This window comes from Bradyrhizobium sp. AC87j1 (assembly GCF_002936975.1).
Taxonomy (GTDB): Bacteria; Pseudomonadota; Alphaproteobacteria; order Rhizobiales; family Xanthobacteraceae; genus Bradyrhizobium; species Bradyrhizobium shewense.
Genome location: NZ_PTFE01000003.1, coordinates 1 through 19,432 on the forward strand (window position 1 = coordinate 1; position 19,432 = coordinate 19,432).

The window sequence follows — 19,432 nt, forward strand, 5'->3', positions numbered from 1 at the left end:
GTTCTGGTCCGGCGCGGTGGGGCGTGTCGCGGTGGCGGGCGGCGTCGTGTTGCTCTGGGCGAATGCGCCGGAGGCCGTCACAAGAAAGGCGCCCGACAGCAACGAGACTGCGAGCGCCTTTGAGATATTTGTCATCGATCTGCTCCTGTCAGATCGATGGAAACGGCGCGAGACCGCTTGTGTTCCGTCTCGCGCCTCTGTTCCGTCTCACGCCTCCAATTGATTGCCGATCGGAAGCGAGCGGATGCGTTTTCCGGTCGCCGCAAAGATCGCATTGATCAGCGCCGGTGCGAACGGCGGAACACCGGGCTCGCCGACGCCGCTCGGCGGCGTGTCGGGTCCTGGCGGCACGATGTAGACGTTGGTCACCACAGGAGAGTCATCCATCCTGACGACCTGGAAGTCGTCAAAGTTCTTCTGCTGCACCTTGCCGTCCTTGAAGGTGATCTCGCCGTATTTGGCGAGGCTCAGCCCCATGATCGCCGCGCCTTCGATCTGCGAGGCGATACGTTCGGGGTTGACATAGGTGCCGCAATCGATCGCGGTGTCGACCCGTGGCACCGTCAGCTTGCCCTTGTCGTCGATGGCGACCTCGACGATGGTCGCGATGTAGCTGACGAAGCTGCGGTGCACTGCGATGCCAAGGCCGCGGCCCTTCGGTACCTTGCGTCCCCACTCACCCTTCTCGGCGACCAGTTCGACCACCTTGCGCAAGCGCGCGGTGTCGATCGGGTAGCTGTCCTGGGGCTCGCCGTAGTTCCAGAGGTCTTTCACCTCCGGTTTGACGATGCGCGGGCTTCCGATCAGCGCGAGCAGCGTCTCCTTCTGGTCGCGGCCGGTCGCTTGCGCGATCTCGCCGACCATTGATTGCACCGCGAAGGCGCGCGGGATGTTCGAGACCGAGCGGAACCAGCCGATGCGGGTGAACGCCGCGGCTTCCGGATTCTCACACGAGATGTTGGCGATCTCGAACGGCATGTCGACGAGGCCCATGCCGATCTCGAACGGGGCCTGGTGCACGGTCCCGGCAGCGAACGTCGAGGCGATGCTGGGGGCCACGCTGCGATGGCGCCAGGCAACCACCTTGCCGCTCTTGTCGAGGCCGGCCTCGATCCGCTCGACCGAGACCGTGTGCAGGAAGCCGTTGTGGATGTCGTCCTCGCGCGTCCACTGCACCTTCACCGGTGCGCTGAGCTCTTTCGAGAGCAGCGCGGCCTCGAGCGCAAAGTCGCATTTCGACTTGCGTCCGAAACCGCCGCCAAGAAGCGTGACGTTGACGGTGACGTTGCCCTCGGGAATGCCGAGTGTCTTGGCGACGTCCTCGCGGGTGCCGCCGGGGCTCTGCACCGGCGCCCAGATCTCCGCCTTGTCGCCCTTGACGTCGGCGACCGCCACCGGCGGCTCCATGCTGACATGAGCAAGATGCGGGACGTAGTACTCGCCGACGATCACCTTGTCCGCGCCCTTCAGGGCAGCGTCCGCATCGCCCTCCTTGCGCAAGACGAGGCCCGGCTTGCGCGAGGCCTCCTCGAGCTCCTTGCGGTAGGCGACGGAGTCGTATTTGCCGTTGGGACCATCGTCCCAGACCAGCTTCAGCGCGTCGCGGCCCTTGATCGCCGCGCCGGTGTTGCGGGCGATCACCGCGACCCCGCCGAGCGGCTGGAATTTGGACGGCCACGGCCAGCCTTGAACCTTCAGCACCTTCTCGACGCCGGGGACCTTCAGCGCCGCATCGGGATCGAACGAGACCAGCTTGCCGCCGGTCACGGGCGGGCGGGCGATCACGGCATATTTCATGCCGGGCAGCCGCACATCGGCGCCGTAACGCGCCTTGCCGGTGGTGATGTCGTGGAGATCGACGATGCCGACCTGGCCCTTGCCGAGATACCGGAAATCCTTGGGGTCCTTCAGCTTGAGGCCTTCGATGCTGGGCACCGATTCCTTGGCCGCATCAGCGGCGAGCTCGCCGAAACCGAGCTTGCGGCCGCTGGCGCTGTGGACGACCTCGTGATTGACGGCCTTGACCTCGGTGGCCGGAACGCCCCAGCGCTTCGCCGCGGCCTGCTCCAGCATGGTGCGGGCCGAGGCGCCGATCTGGCGCATCGGGATCAGATAATGCCGCGTGCTGCGCGAGCCGTCGGTGTCCTGGTTGCCGAACTTGACCTCGTCGCCATGGGCCTGCTGCACCTTGACCCTGGACCAGTCGGCCTCCATCTCCTCGGCCACGATCAGCGGCAGGCTGGTGCGGACGCCGGTGCCCATTTCTGAACGGTGACCCACGATGGTCACGATGCCGTCCGAGCCCACCGAAACGAACACGCGCGGATCGACCACGACACCGTGCGGCATCTTGCCGGCACCGGTCTCGTAGGCCAATGCCTGGCGCGACATCACGGGTGCGGCGAGCACGAAGCCGCCGGTGATGCCGAGCCCTTTCAGGATGCTGCGGCGTGAGACCTTCTCGACCTTGATGTTCTTTTCGAAGCCACGGAGCTTGCCGGGATTGTCGATGAAATTCATGTCACACCCCCGTCGATGCGAGATGGACCGCGTTCTCGATGCGCTGGTAGCAGCCGCAGCGGCAGATGTTGCCCGCCATCCCTTCGCGGATCTGGTCGTGCGAGGGTTTCGGATTGTCCATCAGCAGGGCCGCAGCCTGCATGATCTGGCCGGCTTGGCAGAAGCCGCATTGCGGCACGTTGACCTGCCGCCAGGCCTTCTGCACCGGATGATCGCCAGTTGGATGCAGCCCTTCGATCGTGGTGACCTCGCGTCCGGCGACGTCATTGACCGACGTGATGCAGGCGCGCACGGCCTGCTTGTCGACGATGACGGTGCAGGCGCCGCACAGGGCCTGGCCGCAGCCGTACTTGGTGCCGGTCAGTCCGGCCTCGTCACGCAGGAACCAGAGTAGCGGGAGATCCGGGTCGCCGTCCCAGTTCTGTTCCTGGCCGTTGATCTTCACCTTGATCATGATCGTCCCTCGCTCTTCATAAGCATGCCAAATTCAAAACTTGCCGACGCCGGTCGGCGCCGGTTCGTGCCTGGTCGCGCCACATCCCGCCCTCGTCCCGCGCGGGCAAATCCCGGAGGGAGCAGGAACGCCGATGGCGATGTCTGGATGTGCTCGATACCTCCCGTTTTTGTTTTTAATTGATCGAACGTCGTGCGGCATCGTGACGGCGCGATCGTAGCAGAGGTCGCGCCGGCCCGGCGTTCACAGCCGGGTGTTCTCACCGGGAAAAGATTGCATCGATGGTTTGTCAAAAGCAGGGCGCGTCATCGCGCCGCGTGGACCGCGCGTTCGCAAACAGAGGTTGCGATGAAAAAAGCTTCGTCCGCCAGAAAGACTGCGCGGACGAAGCAAGGTGCCTCAGTCGAGGGAGGGAGAAACGCAGGGGCCGGGAACTTCAAGACGGGAGTTGGCGGCGCTGCGCAGTCATTCAGAGACCAGGACTGAGGGAGCCAATCACGCTCGCATACGCGTAGCTTGCAGAGGCGGCGGCATCGCCGCGACTGTCCCGGGGCCGGGCCCGTCCGGCTCGCTGGCGCTGATCGAGGCCAGCGAGCGGATAGGGCACGGCGAACGTCCGACCGCCTTGGTCAGGCGGCCCTGCTCAGGCGGCCCTGTTAGGCGGCCTTGGCTTTGGCGACGTGGGTCGCGATCGCGTCCATCAGCGCCGGTGACAGGCAATCATAGGGCTCGAGCCCGATTTCCTTCAGCCGCGAACGGATGCCCGCCATCTGCTCCGGCTTCACGCCCGCTTCGATCACCGAGGAGACGAAGGCGGCGAATTGCGGCGCCTGCGAGCCCTGCTCCTGGAACAGCTCGGGATGAATGAAGTCGAGACCGTAGAACGGGTGGCCCTTGTTCTCGATGCGGCCGTACATGTGGGTGCCGCACGCCTTGCAGGCATAGCGCTGGATCACTGCGGAGGGATCGACGATCTGGAGCTTGTCGCCGTTCTCGAGCACGGTGACGTTCTGGCGCGGCACCACGGCGACGACGGAGAACGTCGCGCCCTGCGGCTTCCAGCATTTGGTGCAGCCACAGGCGTGATTGTGGGCGACGTCGCCCTTGATGCCGACCTTGACCTGGTGGTCCTTGCATTTGCAGGCCAGCGTGCCGCCGGCAAAGCTGCCGGTGCCTTGTTTGAGGCCGTTGTCGATCGATGGATGGAGTGCAACAGTCATGGGTCGATCCTCCTTGGGGTGACGCTTTCGAGCTAGAACACGACGACTGAACGGATGGATTTGCCCTCGTGCATGAGGTCAAAGCCCTTGTTGATCTCCTCGAGCTTGAGCACGTGGGTGATCATCGGATCGATCTGGATCTTTCCGTTCATGTACCAGTCGACGATCTTCGGCACGTCGGTGCGGCCGCGGGCGCCACCGAAGGCCGTGCCCCGCCAGTTGCGCCCGGTGACGAGCTGGAACGGGCGGGTGGCGATCTCCTTGCCGGATTCGGCAACGCCGATGATGATCGAGGTGCCCCAGCCGCGATGGCAGGCTTCCAGCGCCTGGCGCATCACCGTGGTGTTGCCGGTGCAATCGAAAGTGTAGTCGGCGCCGCCATCGGTGAGGCCGACGAGGTGCTGGACGATGTCGCCCGTGATCTTCTTGGGGTTGACGAACTCGGTCATGCCGAACCTGCGGCCCCAATCCTCCTTGGAGTCGTTGATGTCGACACCGATGATCTTGTCGGCGCCGGCCATCTTGGCGCCCTGGATCACGTTGAGGCCGATGCCGCCGAGGCCGAACACGACCACGTTGGAGCCCGGCGTGACCTTCGCGGTGTTGACGACGGCGCCGACGCCGGTGGTGACGCCGCAGCCGATGTAGCAGCTCTTGTCGAAGGGGGCGTCCTCGCGGATCTTGGCGACCGCGATCTCCGGCAGCACGGTGAAGTTCGAGAAGGTCGAGCAGCCCATGTAGTGATAGACCGGCTTGCCCTTGTAGGAAAAGCGGCTGGTGCCGTCGGGCATCACGCCCTTGCCTTGCGTCGCGCGGATCGCGGTGCAGAGATTGGTCTTCTGGCTGAGGCAGCTTTTGCACTGCCGGCATTCCGGCGTGTAGAGCGGGATGACGTGGTCACCCGGCTTCACCGAGGTCACGCCAGGACCGATCTCGCGGATGATGCCCGCGCCCTCATGCCCCAGGACCGACGGGAAAATTCCCTCGCTGTCGAAGCCGTCGAGCGTATAGGCGTCGGTATGGCAGATGCCCGTCGCCTTGATCTCGACCAGGACCTCGCCGGCCTTCGGTCCTTCCAGATCGAGCTCGACGATCTCGAGCGGCTTCTTGGCTTCGAAAGCGACGGCGGCACGTGTCTTCATTGGTAGCTCCTCAAATTCTCGCAAGATGCCAAGAGGTGGTCTCGGCAGCCTCAGCAACGTTCATTTATGGCCCATGCAGGCGTCTTCCGCCTTGGTGTAGGCCTCCGTTTTCTCCTCCTTCTTGGAGGGACGCTGCCGGCCCCATGCTTCGGTGGAGCGGGCGCGCAGATAGACGTACAGATCGTCCATGTAGCAGGCGACGTTCGGATTATCGCCGAAGGCGGGCATGACGTTCTCCTGCGCGGTCGAGATGTTCTTGCGACCGGAGGCGACCACGCCGAGGAAGTCGCCATAGCTCATGGACTTGACGGAATCCTTGAGCGCCGGCGCGTAGGTGGAGCCCATGCCGTCAGGCCCATGGCAGACGTGGCAGTCAGAGTGATAGCGGCGGTATCCGGAATAGGTGAACCAGTCCACGGTGCCGTCGGAAATCTTGTAGGTCGGAGTGCCTTCCTTATCGAGCCACTTTCCGTCGTCTTCCTTCTTCACGGCGGTCGGATCGCCCGGACCGTCCGCGACCGCAATTCCTCCGGACGCAACCAAGATCATCGCAGCAATGACAGAGCAGATTCTACGCAAGAGATTCATCCTCGAAGGAGCCCGGGGGAGACGAGCCGGCGCGTGGAGTTTATTCCACGCGCCGGAGCGATGCTGATAGGCCTAGTTCGGCAGCGCGAACACGGTCAGCGTACCGCCGAGTGCCGTGTAGTTGCTGAGGGCCGCATAGCCACCGACCGCGCCGAGACCTGCGGTCGGATCGGTCAGGCCTGCCGCCAGACCGATGCCGGCCCAGCCGCCGACGCCGGAGAGCACTGCGACATACTGCTTGCCGCCGTTCTCATAGGTGGTGACGTTGCCGATGATGCCGGAGGGAGTCTTGAACTTGTAGAGCTCCTTGCCGGACTTGGCGTCGACTGCCTTCAGGTAGCCTTCGAGCGTGCCGTAGAACACCACGCCGCCGGCGGTTGCGAGCGCACCCGACCAGACCGAGAACTGCTCCTTGTTCGACCAGACGATCTTGCCGGTCTTGCCGTCCCAGGCGATGAAGTTGCCCATGTGGGTTTCACCCGCCGGCGGATACATCGAGAGCGTCGCACCCACATAGGGCTGGCCCGCGGTGTAGCTCACCTTGAACGGCTCGTAGTCCATGCAGACGTGGTTGGTCGGAACGTAGAACAGCTGCGTGTCCGGCGAGTAGGCTGCCGGCTGCTCGTCCTTGGTGCCGAGCGCGGCCGGGCAGATGCCCTTCACGTTGACGTCCTCGCCCGCCTTGTCGGTCGAAGCTGCGTCGAGCACCTTCGGACGGCCGTAGGTCGGCGAGTTCTTGTCCATGTCGACGCCGGAGGTCCAGTTCACCTTCGGATCGTACTTTTCGGCGACCAGCAGTTCGCCGTTGGTGCGGTCCATGGTGTAGGCGAGGCCGTTACGGTCGAAATGCGTCAGCAGCTTGCGCGGCTGGCCGTTGATCGACTGGTCCGAGAGGATCATCTCGTTGACGCCGTCATAGTCCCATTCGTCGTGGGGCGTCATCTGATAGACCCACTTGGCGACGCCGGTATCCGGGTTGCGCGCCCAGATCGTCATCGACCATTTGTTGTCGCCGGGACGCTGCTTCGGATTCCAGGTCGAGGGGTTGCCCGATCCGTAGTAGACGAGGTTCAGCTCGGGATCGTAGGAGATCCAGCCCCAGGTGGCACCGCCGCCGATCTTCCACTGATCGCCTTGCCAGGTCTTCAGGCTGGAATCCTTGCCGATCGGCTTGCCGAGCGCGGTGGTCTTGTCGTCGACCAGGAGCTGGTTGTCCGGTCCTTCCGAATATCCGCGCCATGCCAGCTTGCCGGTCTTGATATCGTAAGCCGACATATGGGCCTGGACGCCGAACTCGCCGCCGGAGATGCCGATCAGCACCTTGTCCTTGACGACCATGGGGGCCGACGTGCCGGTCTCGCCCTTGCTCGGATCGCCATTCTTGACGGTCCATGCAACCTGACCGGTCTTGACATCGAGCGCGACGAGGGTGGTGTCGGCCTGATGCAGGAAGATCTTGCCGTCGCCGAAGGCCAGGCCGCGGTTGACGGTGTCGCAGCACATCACCGGGATGACGTTCGGATCCTGCTTCGGCTCGTACTTCCAGACGATCTTGTTCTCGTTGGAAAGGTCAATGGCATAGACCTTGTTCGGGAACGGCGTGTGGACGTACATCATGTTGCCGATGATCAGCGGGCCGCCTTCATGGCCACGCAGCACGCCGGTCGAGAAGGTCCAGGCCACCTGGAGCTTGCCTACGTTCTGTGCGTTGATCTGGTTGAGCTTGGAATAGCGGGAATTGGCGTAGTCGCCGGTCGGCATCACCCAGTCTTTCGGGTTCTGCGACATCTTGACCAGCTCGTCATTGGCTGAGGCGCCCCCGACGGCGAGCGCCGCCGCGGAGCCAAGAAAGGTCGCCAGTAGCACCTTGCGCATAGTTATTCCTCCGTTGGTCTCGTTTATTGTTTCCGAAGCAATACTGATTCACCGGGCTTCTCGTCCGGCGTCTGCTCGTGCAGGGCGGTCACGATTGGGACCAGAAACGATGCTGTGCTGTTTCCTCCTCCTGATGAGAGCCACGGGTCCACGTGCAGGAGTGGCCCGTTCTTGTTGTTCCTGCCGCAATCCCTAACGACTTCGTCATCGGGAAACTTGCCCAAGAGAGAAGCCGGTTTGCTTGATAGCGCACGGACGCGAAGATTTTGATTTTGCAGTAGCGAATTCAGCGGCTTCGCATCGCTTTGACAGCGCTTTCAACACTCAGGTTCCCCTTGACGGCGCTGCAACTAAGGCGGAGGATTAAGTTTCAAGGGTGGCAATGGAACGATGGCGCTCGTACCAAAAGACCGCTCAAATTCGAGGTAAACGTCACGCAATCACGGCTGAGGGCTCCGGCAGCGCTGGTCGCGATTCGCGTCTCTCCGGATCAAACCAGTGGCTGGATTAATGTCCGACACCATTCACACGCTCTCGACGACCGGCATGACGCCGAAGCGCCAGATCCAGAGCTGGATCGACGGGCTGACGAGTCTGTGTGGGCATTTTGACGTCGATCCGCTGGAGGCGTCCTCGCTCGAGGGCCGCATCGACTACACCAGCGTCTCGCGCCTGAAGCTCTGCCAGATCGAAGTCAGTCAGCATCGCATTGCCCATACGCTGGCGCGCGCCAAGGCCAACGAGCATCCGTACATCAAGATTCACTTCCAGACTTACGGCGTGTCCTATTTCGAGCAAGAAGGCCGCCACATCGAGATCAACCCGGGCGACATCATCGCCTATGACGTCTCCTGCCCGCATTCGATCATCAGCCCGGCCTTCACCCGTCACGACGTCGTGATCGTGCCGAAGGCGCTGCTGCGCGACCGCGGATTCCCGTCGCAGCGGATGCCCGCCTGCAAGCTGTCGTCGAAGACAGGGACGGGGCGGATCGCCCACGATTTCGTTCATGCGACCTTCGACGAGGCGGCAAAGCTGTCGGCAAACAGCGCGGTCGGCGTCGCCGATTCGCTGATCGACCTGTTGCTGCTGCCGCTGCGCGAAGCCGACACGATGTTCGACCGTGTCGGACCGGAAGCGATGTATGTGCGCGCGCAGTTCTTCATACGCGAGCACCTGCGCGATCCGGATCTGTGCATTGACCAGATCTCGACCGAGCTCGGCTGCTCCAAGCGCTATCTGCACATGCTGTTCTCGGAGCGCGGCACCACGGTGAGCGACTACATCTGGCAGGCGCGCCTGCAGAACTGCCGCCAGGAGCTCGAGGCCCACGCCGGCAAGACCATCACCGACGTCGCGTTCTCCTGGGGCTTCTCCAGCTCATCGCATTTCAGCCGGGTGTTCCGGAAATATTTCGGCGTGGTGCCGTCCTCGATCCACAAGGCGCAGCAGGGCGCCGCGAGTTCGGGCGAGCACTAGGCCGGGCGCAAGGGGCTTCCAGCGATTGCGATCCCGCTCACGCCGACGTCGCAATGTAGGGAATGCTGACCACGAGAGCGACGAGCAGCACCGCGTTACCTAGCATTCCGCTCCAATGTAGCCTGCGCAATCGACGCGGGGCTTCGGCATCGCCGGCGTCCCTCGCGCTGAGCTGGTCGTCCATCCGCCGCATGAACCAGCTGCGCCCCCAGATTGCCAGGGCAGCGAGCATGCCGACGCCCATCGCAGCCGCCAGGCGGCCGTCGAGGAGGAAGGCCACCGTTCCGATCACGGCGGCGACCCGCATCACCAGAAAATGGGCGTTGAACATTCCGCGCAGCAGCTGGCCGACGGGCTGGATATCGAGTTTCACCAGGAGGAAGGCGGGCGATGCCAGCGTGAAATAGCCCATCGGAAAGAGCAGGATGACCATGACGGCGACAGCGACTCCATCCGGTGTCATGCAATCGGCCCTTCTTGTCCGCCCCGATGAAGGCTTTCAGCGGTGGCGCACAATCATAGCGTGAAATTGCGTTTCCGACACTAGGCTTTGGTCGGAAGCCGGGCCGGGAAGGGCGGTGGGGCGCTGCGCCGCGCCTCGAGGCTCAAGCCGGCTCGAGGCCCAGTGACTTCGCGCTCTCGATCCAGATCGGCAGTTCGCGCTGATACAAGGCGTTGCTCTCCTTGAAGCCGATTGCGGGTTCGAGCACGAAGGTCGTGAGAACTTCCTTCACTTTCGGATCGTTGTTGGCGGCAACGCAGAGCTCAGCCAGGCGGTCGACGACCGCTTGCGGCGTCGCCTTCGGCACGGCCCAACCGGAGAAGCCGCTCACGGTGAAGAATTTCGAGGTCGCGCCCTGCTCCGGGAGGGTCTTGATAGCAGGGATCGCGTCGACCTTCTTCGAATGCACCGCGAACACGGTGCCGCGGTCGCTTTGCAGGACCGACTGCGCCGCCGTGTAGCTGCCCATCGCGGCATCCAGCGTGCCTTCGAGCATCCCCGTCCACATTGGGGCCTCGCCGCGGTAATGGACCGGCTCCATGGACAGGCCATACTGCTTGTTGAGCTCGTTGATCGTCATGTGCGGGGCCGAACCCGCGCTATAGGTGCCGAAGTTCACCTTGCCGCTCTTGCGTGCGAACGCGACGAAATCCTCCAACGTCTTGACCCCGGTCTTGGGGTTCGCGACCAGCAACAGGCCGGCACCCGGAATGACGCTGACGAGCGCCAAATCCTTGTCCATGTCGTAGCCGGGATTCTTCATCACCACCCGGTTCATGATGTAGGTGGTCGAGATCGAGCACAGCATGGTGTGGCCGTCGGGCTCGGCGCGGGCGACCTCGGCCGTGCCGATCGCGCCGGAGGCGCCGGGCTTGTTCTCGACGACGACGGTCTTGCCGACCTGCTTGGAGATGAACTCACCATAGGCGCGCGCGAGCAGGTCGGTCTGCCCACCGGCGGGATAGCTGCAAATCATGCGAATCTGCCGCGACGGCCACGCGGCTTGCGCCGAGGCGCTGCGCATGACGAAGGGCATCGCAAGTGCGGTGGTACCGGCGGCGACGAAGTGGCGGCGATCGAATTTGGCGGTCATGATTCCCTCCTGATTTTGGCCGAACCTACTGCATCAGGCTGGCGCCGCCATGGCCGGCGAGCGAGACAGATTGGCGCATTCGACAGAGCGGCGAGATGCCCATTCGCGCCTCACCCGGGCGAGCGCGCCTTACGCATGACGCGCAGCCAGACGATCTCGGTCAGGGCCACGGCAATCAGGCCAAAGCTCCCGCCGATCAGCACGTTGACGATGCGCTCCTCGGCGATGCCGCTGGCGCCGCCGGCAAAGGAGGCCGCCAGCGCGATGAAGAAGCAGCGCAGGCCGAAGCCGAGGATGTAGCGGGAAAACGAGATCAGCGTGAGGGTGGCCGCCAGCACCGCGAGCGCGTAGCCGACGCGGCTCTGCGGCAATACGATGCCGGCGAGGAAGCCCAGCGGCACGCCGACGAAGGCGCCGATCGTACGTTGCTTCAGCTTGTCGGTGGACGCCGAGAGATCGCCGACCACGACGCTGGCGGCCGACCACATCACCCATTGCCCCTGCGCAAGGTTCAGGATTTCGACCAGCGCCGCCGCGGCGAACACCGCCATGGCGGTTGCCAGCGCGGGCAGGAACCATTCGGCCGCGGGCGGTCCGAACGAGGTCGCGGCATCGCCTTGCCCTCGCTGGTCGTAAATCCGGATGACGCAGACCAGCGCCAGCGCGATCGGCGAGGAGGCGATGATCACGCCGGCGTGGCGCAGCGCTTCGGCGGTGCTCACGCCCTCCCGCACCTCGCAGGCGAGATAGACGGCGGGGATGAACACCCAATTGCCCAGCGTGCGGAAATGCTCGCCATAGCGGGTCCCGGCCACTGCAAGGAATCCGGCAAGCGCCGTCAGCACTGCGAATAGCGGCTTGATCGGGGCTGCCAGGAAGAGTGCGGCAAAGGTCACGAGGATGGCGAGGTAGTGCCAGACGATGACTTTCGGCGGAAAGTGCTGCCTGAGCGCGGGAATGAGCAGCGAGACCGCGACCAGCCCGAGATTGAGCAGCGCCATTTCGCGCGCGATGAAATAGGCGGCCACCATCGGGCCGACGACGATCAGCGCGCGCAGCAGCTCGGCGGTCTTGACCTCGCGGGAGAGGACGTCACGCAGGCTGGTGGCGGTGATCGTCGGAGGATTCACGGGGGCACCGAAGGGGCGAAGGAAAATGCGAGCAGTATACGTTCCGCACTCCGTCATTGCGAGCGCAGCGGAGCAATCCAGACGGCTACTTGCGGAAAGACCCTGGATTGCTTCGCTGCGCTCGCAATGACGATGCAATTGCGTGCGAACCTGGTCTCGTGCCCCGGACGCGGCGCAGCGCTACTTTAGCGGTGCGCTGCAGAGCCGGGGCCCATGTAGCCGCGAGTTGCGTAGCCTGCTGGGTCCCGGCTCTGCGCAGCAACGCTCGCGCGTCCGGGACACGAGAGCCCTCACCGCTGAATGATCTTCATCCAGACATCGCCCAGGATCGCAGGCTCGCGCGGTGGCAGGTAGGTGAGCCCAGCCTCCTTGCCGAATTCTGCGATCCTGCCTTCGGCCGCGAGCCCCGTCAGCGCCTTGTTGACGGCGTCGATCAGCGCGCCATCGCTGGCCAGTCCGACATAGCCGCGATTGGCGCCGATCGGATAATAGTATCCGGACGCCGTGATCGCCGTGTCCGGATGCGCGGCGCGATGGGCGTCGAAGCGGCCGAGGTCGATCAGCGTCGCGTCATGGTCGCCGCGCTGGAGTGCGCCCAGCAGATCGTCGCGGCCGGGGACGAGATGGGTGATGTTGTCGATCAGCCGTCCCTTGTCGAAGGTCATCAGGATGGCGTCGCCGAGCGAGCCGCTTTCGATGACGAGACGAAGGCCTGCGAGATCGCCGATGTCGCCGATCTTGCGCCCGCTTGCCTTCGGCCCGAGCACGACCGTCATCGGCGAATAGACGTAAGGCTGGCTCGGCGCGAGCACGCCGAGTACGACGCGGCGCCGCCGATCGTCGCGCGTGGCCCCGGCGAAGTCAGGCAAGCGCGCCGTCTTCATCCCGGGGGCGACGAGCGAATCCTGCGTCAGCGCGTAGCCGCCGACGAGCGAGCAGCGGCCATCCGAGAGCAACGCGTTGGCCTCGAGCTGGGGGCTCGAATCCTCGTCCAGCTTGCTCTCGAACCACTGGATCGTGAGTTTCCGTCCGAGCCGCTCCGCCATTGCCTGCGCAAGCAGCACGTCGAAGCCGGCATCCGGCTTGCCGCGGTGGTGCATCGAGAACGGTGGCCGGTCCTCGTCGAGACAGATCTTCAGGGGATCGTCGGCCGCAACAGCGACCGTCGCCATCATCGAAAGAACGGCCGCAATGCTCCACGCAGCACGCCGGCCCCTCATGGCTTCCTCCGGCTGGAGATGAAGGCCCAGAGGGAGCCGATCTCCTCGTCGTTGAGGATATCGCCCCACGGCGGCATCTTGTTGTTCTTGCCGTTCTTCACCGTGGTGACGAAGCGCGTCTTGTCGTCGGGGATGGCGCGGAGGTCCGGCGTGATCGTGCCGGAGTTCATCAGATTGGGGCCATGGCAGTGCGAGCATTTCGAAGCATAGGTCGACTTGCCGTGGTCGATCTGTGCCTGCATGGGATTGCCGGTGGCGTCGTCCGCGGCGCGAACGGTCGCCGCAAGCGCGACCGTCAGCCCCGCGACGGCGGCGAGGACCGCCGCCGTCTTGTGAGATGGCTTTCTCAGCATCATGCCGTGGATTACTGCTTGACCGCAAAGACCCACAGCGAGCCGCCGGGCGGCACGTTGGCAAGCCGCTCGTCACCCGAGAACAGCGAGTAGACGCCGCCATAGCCGCTGGTCACCGCGACATACTGCACGCCATCCTGCTGCCAGGTCACCGGCTGGCCCTCGATGCCGGACCCGGTCTGGAACTGCCAGAGCTTCTTACCGGTGTCGGCATCGAAGGCCTCGAACTCGCCGGTTAGAGCACCCGAGAACACGACGCCGCCCGCAGTCGACAGCACGCCCGAGAAGCGTGGAATGTCGCTCGGCGCTTCCCATTTCGACTTGCCGGTCATGGGATCGATCGCCTTGAGATGACCGCGCGGCCCGTCGCCGTACTCCCAGAGGTCGGTCAGGTCCATCCCGAGATACCATTCACCCTGCTTGAAGGTGACGGGCTCCGTCTTGTACCTGCCGCCGAAGGCGAGCGTGTTGGCATAGGCAAGGCCGGTCTGCGGGTTGAAGGACATCGGCTCCCAGTTCTTGCCGCCGAGGATCGACGGATAGACCGTGACCTTCTTGCCCTCGCGCGCGTCCTTCGACACGTCGGTCTCGATCGGACGTCCCGTCTTCATGTCGATGCCGGTCGCCCAGTTGACCTTCACGTAAGGGTTGGCCGCGAGCAGCTTGCCGTTGGTGCGGTCGAGCACGTAGAAGAAGCCGTTGCGGTTGGCGTCCATCAGCACCTTGGTCGGCTTGCCCTCGACATTCATGTCGGCGAGGACCATCTCGGCCACGCTGTCATAGTCGAACGGGTTGTTCGGCGAGAACTGGTAGTGCCATTTGATCTTGCCGGTCTTGGGATCCATCGCCAGCACGGAGCAGGTGTAGAGATTGTCGCCGGGACGCACCGCCGAATTGAACGGTCCGGGATTGCCAATGCCCCAATACACGGTGTTCAGCTCGGGGTCATAAGACCCCGTGATCCAGGTCGAGCCGCCGCCGAGCTTCCAGGTATCGCCCTTCCAGGTGTCGCCGCCGGGCTCTTCCGGCGAGGGGATCGAATGGGTGCGCCAGAGATGCTTGCCCGTCGCGGGATCCCAGCCGTCGATGAATCCCCTGGTGCCGAACTCGGCGCCGGAGATGCCGGTGATGACGACGCCGTCGGCAACCAGCGGGGCCACCGTCATCGAATAGCCTTCCTTGATGTCGGCCGCCTTCTGCCGCCACAGCTCCTTGCCGTTCTTGGCGTCGAGCGCGATCACGTTGGCGTCGAGCGTGGTGCGGAACACCTTGCCGTCATAGAGCGCCGCACCGCGGTTGATGATGCCGCAGCAGACGATGCGCGGCGTCTCGGCGGGATATTCGACCTTGGTCTTCCAGATCTGCTTGCCGGTCTTGGCGTCGACCGCCATGGTCGCGTTGTGCGAGGTTACGTAGATCACGCCCTGGTACACCAGCGGCTGCGATTCCTCGCTGCGATCGTCGTTGAAAGAGTAATTCCAGACCGGGACGAGGTTCTTGACGCTGTCCTTGTTGATCTGGTTCAGCGTCGAGAAGCGCTGCAGATTGTAGCCCATCCCGTAATTGAGAACGTTCGATGTATCAGTCGCGCCCTTGACCAGTTGCTCGGTGGTCTGTGCGCTTGCACAAGTCGATGCAAGCATGACGAGGCTCGCGGCCATCGCAAAGCGTTTCATCCGTTCCTCCCAATATGCGCGCCTTTTGACGCCGCGGGAGCAACACTCCGTCGGAAACCAAAACGCGTCAATACGAAAGTCGTAAGTGTCGTGCCGATATCGTTGAACAGGCGCCGGTCACCTTACGGAAACCTGACGGCCGCAGACTCCCACTTGCGTGGAGACGCTAAAAAAATTCCCGCAACGCGAAGCTGCTCCGGGCCTCGGTCGTTCGAGGGCGCAAGCGGGCGTCCCCGGGGTTGTCGCGCGCGCAAGTTGCAATTCCGGACTTGAACCTGGGACCGCTTGTGGATTTATGTCGTTATGCCCCGCCCGAACCGGGGGTCTTCATCTGGGAGGTCTTGATGATTTCGCGTCGCTCAGTTGCGCTTGCGCTCACCATTGCATTGTTGTCCGGTCCGGCGTGGTCGGCCTCCGGCAACGCGGTCAAGTTGTTCGACACCGACAATGACGGCACGCTCGATCTTGCCGAGGTGAAGAAGGCGGCCGCGGTATTATTCGCAAAGCTCGATCCCGATCATGACGGCACGCTCGATGCGCGCGAATTGCGCGGACGGTTGACGGCGAAAGAGCTCGCCGCGGCCGATCCCGATCGCGACGGGACTCTTACGCTCGACGAATATCTCTCCGTGGTCGAGCAGCGCTTCAACGCGGCCAATCCCGACAAGGACGGAACGCTGGATGCGAAGGAGCTGAACTCGCGCGCCGGCCGGTTGCTGCTGCGATTGTTGCGGTGAGCGGTGCGATCGGAACAGACGTGACGAGGTGGCGTTTGCGAGCAGTTCCGCTCCGAACACTCGGAACATCAGGCTGTTCGGCCTGTTCTCTTCGCGATGTCCTGCTCGGCGCCGGGGCAGCGCCGCGGGAGAAGAGGAGATTCAGATGAACACGAAACGTTCCGTTCTTGCTGCCTGCGCGATCCTGGCGTTGAGCGCCGGCGTCGCGGTCGCCGGCCCGTGCAACACGGGCAGCGCCAGCACTGACAAGGATGCTGGTTCTGGTCCCGTGACGGTGGGCGCAGCGCAGTCGCACTCGTCCAGTTCAGCGGGCGACACCAGCCAGCATCCACCGACCAGCACGATGAATCGTGCAAGTGGCGAAACGCCGGCTTCAGCCGAAGATGCGCAGCGGCAGATGCAGAGCCAGCCGACGGCGGCTCAGCGCGCCGAAGGTGCCAAGCCGGACGCTGCAATGGCCGACAAGGGCTGCTGACGGCGACGGTGCCATTCGTGTCGATTCGACGTGCGGTGCGTCGCACAAGACGGTGTCTCGCAGGTCGTGTTTGACCAAGAGGGAACTGGCTTTGTCCGAGAGAGAAATGCAGCCGCGAAGAATCGACACGGACGCGCTCGGCAGGCGAATCGAGGCTTGAACTGCAACTGACGCAGCCCTAGGTTTTGCGCCGCGCGATGTCGCGCTCAATACCTTGGGGAGACCCCGAATGGCTTGGAAAGCTCCGAAGATCGTGGAAGTGCCGGTCGGCATGGAAATCAACATGTACGCCTGCGCTGCGCGCAAGTAAGACTGACGACCTGCCGCGGCTTTGACGGTGAACGCCGTCGAAGCCGTGGCAGTGTCGGATCTCGAGCCGGGTATCGCTTGCTTCGTGCTTTTGCCATCGACGCGATGAAGCACCTGTGCAGGCTTCAATCATCTTCCATCAAAATCTCGACCACGCTCTTGCTGCAGTGTGTTACGCTGATGGCCGGTCAGCGCTGCTGCCGCATCAAAGCGGCGCGCGCCTTCGGGGCATAGGGATGGGCGGCGGAGTTCGCAGATTTCTGATGGTGATTGCCTGCGCGGTCGCGCTGACACCGACGCATGGGCACGCCGAGGAGGGCTTCGATACCGAGCACATCTTCGGCTTCATGATCGGCACCGATGTCGGCAATCCCGGCGAGCGCGAATTCCAGAGCCAGACGACGGGGCGCTTCGGCAAGGGCGGCGGCACCTATCGCGCTCTTGAGAAAGAGGTCGAGATCGAGATCGTGCCGCTGCCGAACTTCCGCATCGAGGTCGGCGCCGCCGCCAGCTTGCACGACATCACCGGTGTTCCCGACATCGACGACCGTCGCCAGATCAACTTCCAGGGCGCCTCGCTCGACCTGCGTTATCGCCTGCTCAACCGCGAGCACGCCCCGTTCGGCCTCACCATCGCCGCCGAGCTTCACGGCGACCGCATCGACGAGACCAGCGGCGCGAAGGGGCGGATGTACGGCACGGAATTCACCCTCGCCATCGACCGCGAGCTCATCCCGAACTTTGCCATCGGCGCGCTCAACCTGATCTATCAACCGGAATGGGCGCGCTTCGAGGTGGCGGGGCAGTCCGAGAAGAGTTCGACGATCGGTGCGGCGTTCGCCGGCCTGGTGCGTGTGCGCCCCAACATGCTGCTCGGCGGCGAGCTGCGCTATTTCCGGCAATACGAAGGCATCGGCCTCGGCGAGTTTTCAGGCCAGGCCCTGTTCGTCGGCCCGACCGCCTATTTCCAGCTCTCCGAGCGCTCGCGGCTGACCTTGAGCTGGAGCATGCAGGCCTGGGGGCGCCCGGCCGGATCGGGCGGCAATCTCGACCTCGTCAATTTCGAACGCCACCAGGCCCGGATGGTGTTCGGGGTTAATTTTTAGCAGAGAGCGTCGTCATGCCCGGGCTTTGCTTTGCCCGGGAGCACGGGAAGAGCCCAGTTCCGGCCCCATTTCTCCCGGATGTGAAACTTCCGCTTCCGTGGAACGTAACCTTTCGTGCTAATCTTGACCGCCCCTTGCGAGAGGATCTCGGCATGAACCCGATTGACCTGGTGGTGACTGTGTGTGCGGTGCTCTCGCCTGCGACCTGCGAGGAACAGCATTTGATGTTCAACTATGGTGGGTCGCCGCGGCAATGCGCGATGGCCGCGCCGCCCTATATCGCACAATGGGTCGGCGACCATCCGAAATGGCAGGCGGTGCGGTGGCGCTGCGAATATCCGCACCCGAACGACAAGGCGTGAGACGTCTCGCTACTTGCTGCAGTCCTTCAGATCCTTGTCGGCGATCGAGAACACCGCGTCTGCCCTGATCTCGATGTCGCGAACGACGCATTGCCGCGCATTGGGATAGCTCACCTTGGCATCGTAGCGGCCCGGCTCGACGCCGGTGATGCGCAGCCGCTCGTCGTGGTCGACCTCCTTGTCCTTGTCGTTCAAGCACTGGTTCGGTCCCCAATCGGTCTTGCCGGCGGGTGAGAGCTGGAATCCGGAGATCGTCTCCGTCGTCAGGTTCCAGAGCCGGATGCCCTTGCCCTTGGCCTGCGCGGCGGCTTCGCCGGCAAGCGTCAACGACGCGATCAAAGCTAGAACCCAACGCATCAGCCAGTCCTCCCAAAGGCGGGCCATCATTCCCTGATCAGGCGCTCGCGGTTCTTTGCCTTGTCGAAATTTTTGGCGCGGTCAAGGCCATTCAGTGCGATCAGCTTCGCCGAGGCGAGATCGGCGCCGTCGAAATCGGCGTCGATGACGATGGCGCCCGTCAGATCGGCTCCGCCGAGTTGGGCGTTTTTCAGTGATGCGCCGCTCAGATCGGCGCCCCTGAGGACTGCGAATTCGAGGTCGACGCGCGACAAATCGGCGTTGCGCGCGTTCAGCCGTTCCAGATTGGCGGATCTCAGCACCGCGCGCATCAGCCCCATCGACTGGTTGCGCATATCGGCGCCCAGATGCGCGTCCGCGATCGAAGCGCCGACCAGGCTTGCGCCGGTGAGATCGGCAGCGATGCGCGCTCCTGACAGGTTCGCGCCGTCGAGACGCGCGCGGGCCATTTGCGAGGCGAACAGATTGGCGTCCTTCAGGCTTGCGCCGGTAAGATCCGCATCTAGCAGCCACGCCTGATCGAGGATTGCACGGTCAAGCCTGGCGTCTCGGAGTATTGTCTTGTTGAGCCGCGCGGCGCGGAAGACCGCGTTGGACAGGTCCAGCCCCGAGAGATCGAGGCCCGACAGGCGTTTGCCGGTGAAATCGGCAGGCTGCGCGGCGCTCGCTTTGGCCAGCACGGCCTCGACCTCTGGCCTGGTCATTTCGGACGAGACCATCGCGGGGGAGGTGAGGTCGACGTCGCGCATCATGTCCTGCGCGCCCGCCGTCATCGTGACGAGTGCAAGACCAAGCGTTGCCAGCGTTGAGAGGGCGACCGTCCGCGTCATCATC

20 protein-coding genes are annotated in these 19,432 nt (G+C 63.8%); 6 read left to right on the top strand and 14 right to left on the bottom strand.

Annotated elements, in window-relative coordinates; translation table 11 throughout:
- Nucleotides 1–207 precede the first annotated feature (207 nt).
- The 6 genes from CV770_RS02700 to xoxF5 form a co-directional block, all read right to left on the bottom strand.
- A complete protein-coding gene (locus tag CV770_RS02700) occupies nt 208–2,520 on the bottom strand; it encodes a xanthine dehydrogenase family protein molybdopterin-binding subunit (RefSeq protein ID WP_104461236.1) in 2,313 nt (770 codons plus the stop codon).
- Between the two features lies 1 nt (nt 2,521).
- On the bottom strand, nt 2,522–2,974 hold the full coding sequence (locus tag CV770_RS02705; RefSeq protein ID WP_091966606.1) for a (2Fe-2S)-binding protein: 453 nt from the start codon (nt 2,972–2,974) through the stop codon (nt 2,522–2,524).
- Nucleotides 2,975–3,630: 656 nt separating this feature from the next.
- Complete coding sequence (gene gfa / locus CV770_RS02710; protein WP_104461237.1) at nt 3,631–4,194, bottom strand: S-(hydroxymethyl)glutathione synthase; 564 nt, start codon at nt 4,192–4,194, stop codon at nt 3,631–3,633.
- A gap of 32 nt (nt 4,195–4,226) precedes the next feature.
- Nucleotides 4,227–5,336 carry an S-(hydroxymethyl)glutathione dehydrogenase/class III alcohol dehydrogenase gene (locus CV770_RS02715; protein ID WP_091966608.1) on the bottom strand — a complete coding sequence of 370 codons (1,110 nt, stop codon included), beginning with the start codon at nt 5,334–5,336 and terminating at the stop codon, nt 4,227–4,229.
- Nucleotides 5,337–5,396: 60 nt separating this feature from the next.
- Nucleotides 5,397–5,885, bottom strand: a complete 489-nt coding sequence (locus CV770_RS02720) for a c-type cytochrome, methanol metabolism-related (protein ID WP_018320735.1) — start codon at nt 5,883–5,885, stop codon at nt 5,397–5,399.
- 111 nt (nt 5,886–5,996) lie between these two features.
- Nucleotides 5,997–7,799 carry a lanthanide-dependent methanol dehydrogenase XoxF5 gene (gene xoxF5 / locus CV770_RS02725; RefSeq protein WP_028142707.1) on the bottom strand — a complete coding sequence of 601 codons (1,803 nt, stop codon included), beginning with the start codon at nt 7,797–7,799 and terminating at the stop codon, nt 5,997–5,999.
- A gap of 510 nt (nt 7,800–8,309) precedes the next feature.
- Between xoxF5 and CV770_RS02730 the strand changes: the two genes are divergently transcribed.
- Nucleotides 8,310–9,278, top strand: coding sequence for a helix-turn-helix domain-containing protein (locus CV770_RS02730; protein ID WP_091966610.1), 969 nt, complete (start codon nt 8,310–8,312; stop codon nt 9,276–9,278).
- 37 nt (nt 9,279–9,315) lie between these two features.
- Here CV770_RS02730 and CV770_RS02735 read toward each other — a convergent pair whose 3' ends face one another.
- The 6 genes from CV770_RS02735 to CV770_RS02760 all read right to left on the bottom strand — a co-directional run bounded on the left by CV770_RS02735 (nt 9,316) and on the right by CV770_RS02760 (nt 15,252).
- Complete coding sequence (locus CV770_RS02735) at nt 9,316–9,741, bottom strand: hypothetical protein (RefSeq protein ID WP_091966612.1); 426 nt, start codon at nt 9,739–9,741, stop codon at nt 9,316–9,318.
- Between the two features lie 142 nt (nt 9,742–9,883).
- Nucleotides 9,884–10,873 carry a Bug family tripartite tricarboxylate transporter substrate binding protein gene (locus tag CV770_RS02740; RefSeq protein ID WP_104461238.1) on the bottom strand — a complete coding sequence of 330 codons (990 nt, stop codon included), beginning with the start codon at nt 10,871–10,873 and terminating at the stop codon, nt 9,884–9,886.
- Between the two features lie 110 nt (nt 10,874–10,983).
- Nucleotides 10,984–12,003, bottom strand: a complete 1,020-nt coding sequence (locus CV770_RS02745) for an FUSC family protein (protein ID WP_104461239.1) — start codon at nt 12,001–12,003, stop codon at nt 10,984–10,986.
- Between the two features lie 290 nt (nt 12,004–12,293).
- Nucleotides 12,294–13,223 carry a substrate-binding periplasmic protein gene (locus CV770_RS02750; protein ID WP_104461240.1) on the bottom strand — a complete coding sequence of 310 codons (930 nt, stop codon included), beginning with the start codon at nt 13,221–13,223 and terminating at the stop codon, nt 12,294–12,296.
- Nucleotides 13,220–13,576, bottom strand: a complete 357-nt coding sequence (locus CV770_RS02755; RefSeq protein ID WP_091966698.1) for a c-type cytochrome — start codon at nt 13,574–13,576, stop codon at nt 13,220–13,222. Before CV770_RS02755 ends, CV770_RS02750 begins: the two co-directional genes overlap by 4 nt.
- Before the next feature lie 11 nt (nt 13,577–13,587).
- Nucleotides 13,588–15,252, bottom strand: coding sequence for a methanol/ethanol family PQQ-dependent dehydrogenase (locus tag CV770_RS02760; protein ID WP_091966620.1), 1,665 nt, complete (start codon nt 15,250–15,252; stop codon nt 13,588–13,590).
- 344 nt (nt 15,253–15,596) lie between these two features.
- On the opposite strand from CV770_RS02760, the gene lanM reads away from it, so the two are divergent.
- The 5 genes from lanM to CV770_RS02785 all read left to right on the top strand — a co-directional run bounded on the left by lanM (nt 15,597) and on the right by CV770_RS02785 (nt 18,241).
- Nucleotides 15,597–15,989, top strand: a complete 393-nt coding sequence (lanM, locus tag CV770_RS02765; RefSeq protein ID WP_165637881.1) for a lanmodulin LanM — start codon at nt 15,597–15,599, stop codon at nt 15,987–15,989.
- Nucleotides 15,990–16,134: 145 nt separating this feature from the next.
- The gene (locus CV770_RS02770) at nt 16,135–16,464 is read left to right on the top strand and encodes a hypothetical protein (protein ID WP_245323898.1); all 330 of its coding nucleotides are present in this window, start codon (nt 16,135–16,137) and stop codon (nt 16,462–16,464) included.
- A gap of 229 nt (nt 16,465–16,693) precedes the next feature.
- Complete coding sequence (pqqA, locus tag CV770_RS02775) at nt 16,694–16,774, top strand: pyrroloquinoline quinone precursor peptide PqqA (RefSeq protein ID WP_012029362.1); 81 nt, start codon at nt 16,694–16,696, stop codon at nt 16,772–16,774.
- A 262-nt stretch (nt 16,775–17,036) separates the two neighbouring features.
- Nucleotides 17,037–17,879: a DUF6662 family protein gene (locus CV770_RS02780; protein ID WP_104461241.1), complete on the top strand. Its 843-nt coding sequence runs from the start codon at nt 17,037–17,039 to the stop codon at nt 17,877–17,879.
- A gap of 152 nt (nt 17,880–18,031) precedes the next feature.
- On the top strand, nt 18,032–18,241 hold the full coding sequence (locus CV770_RS02785) for a hypothetical protein (protein ID WP_018320724.1): 210 nt from the start codon (nt 18,032–18,034) through the stop codon (nt 18,239–18,241).
- Nucleotides 18,242–18,250: 9 nt separating this feature from the next.
- Here the strand turns inward: CV770_RS02785 and CV770_RS02790 are convergent, their stop codons facing one another.
- Nucleotides 18,251–18,598 carry a hypothetical protein gene (locus tag CV770_RS02790; RefSeq protein WP_026202409.1) on the bottom strand — a complete coding sequence of 116 codons (348 nt, stop codon included), beginning with the start codon at nt 18,596–18,598 and terminating at the stop codon, nt 18,251–18,253.
- Nucleotides 18,599–18,624: 26 nt separating this feature from the next.
- Nucleotides 18,625–19,428, bottom strand: coding sequence for a pentapeptide repeat-containing protein (locus tag CV770_RS02795; protein ID WP_201759669.1), 804 nt, complete (start codon nt 19,426–19,428; stop codon nt 18,625–18,627).
- Nucleotides 19,429–19,432 lie beyond the last annotated feature (4 nt).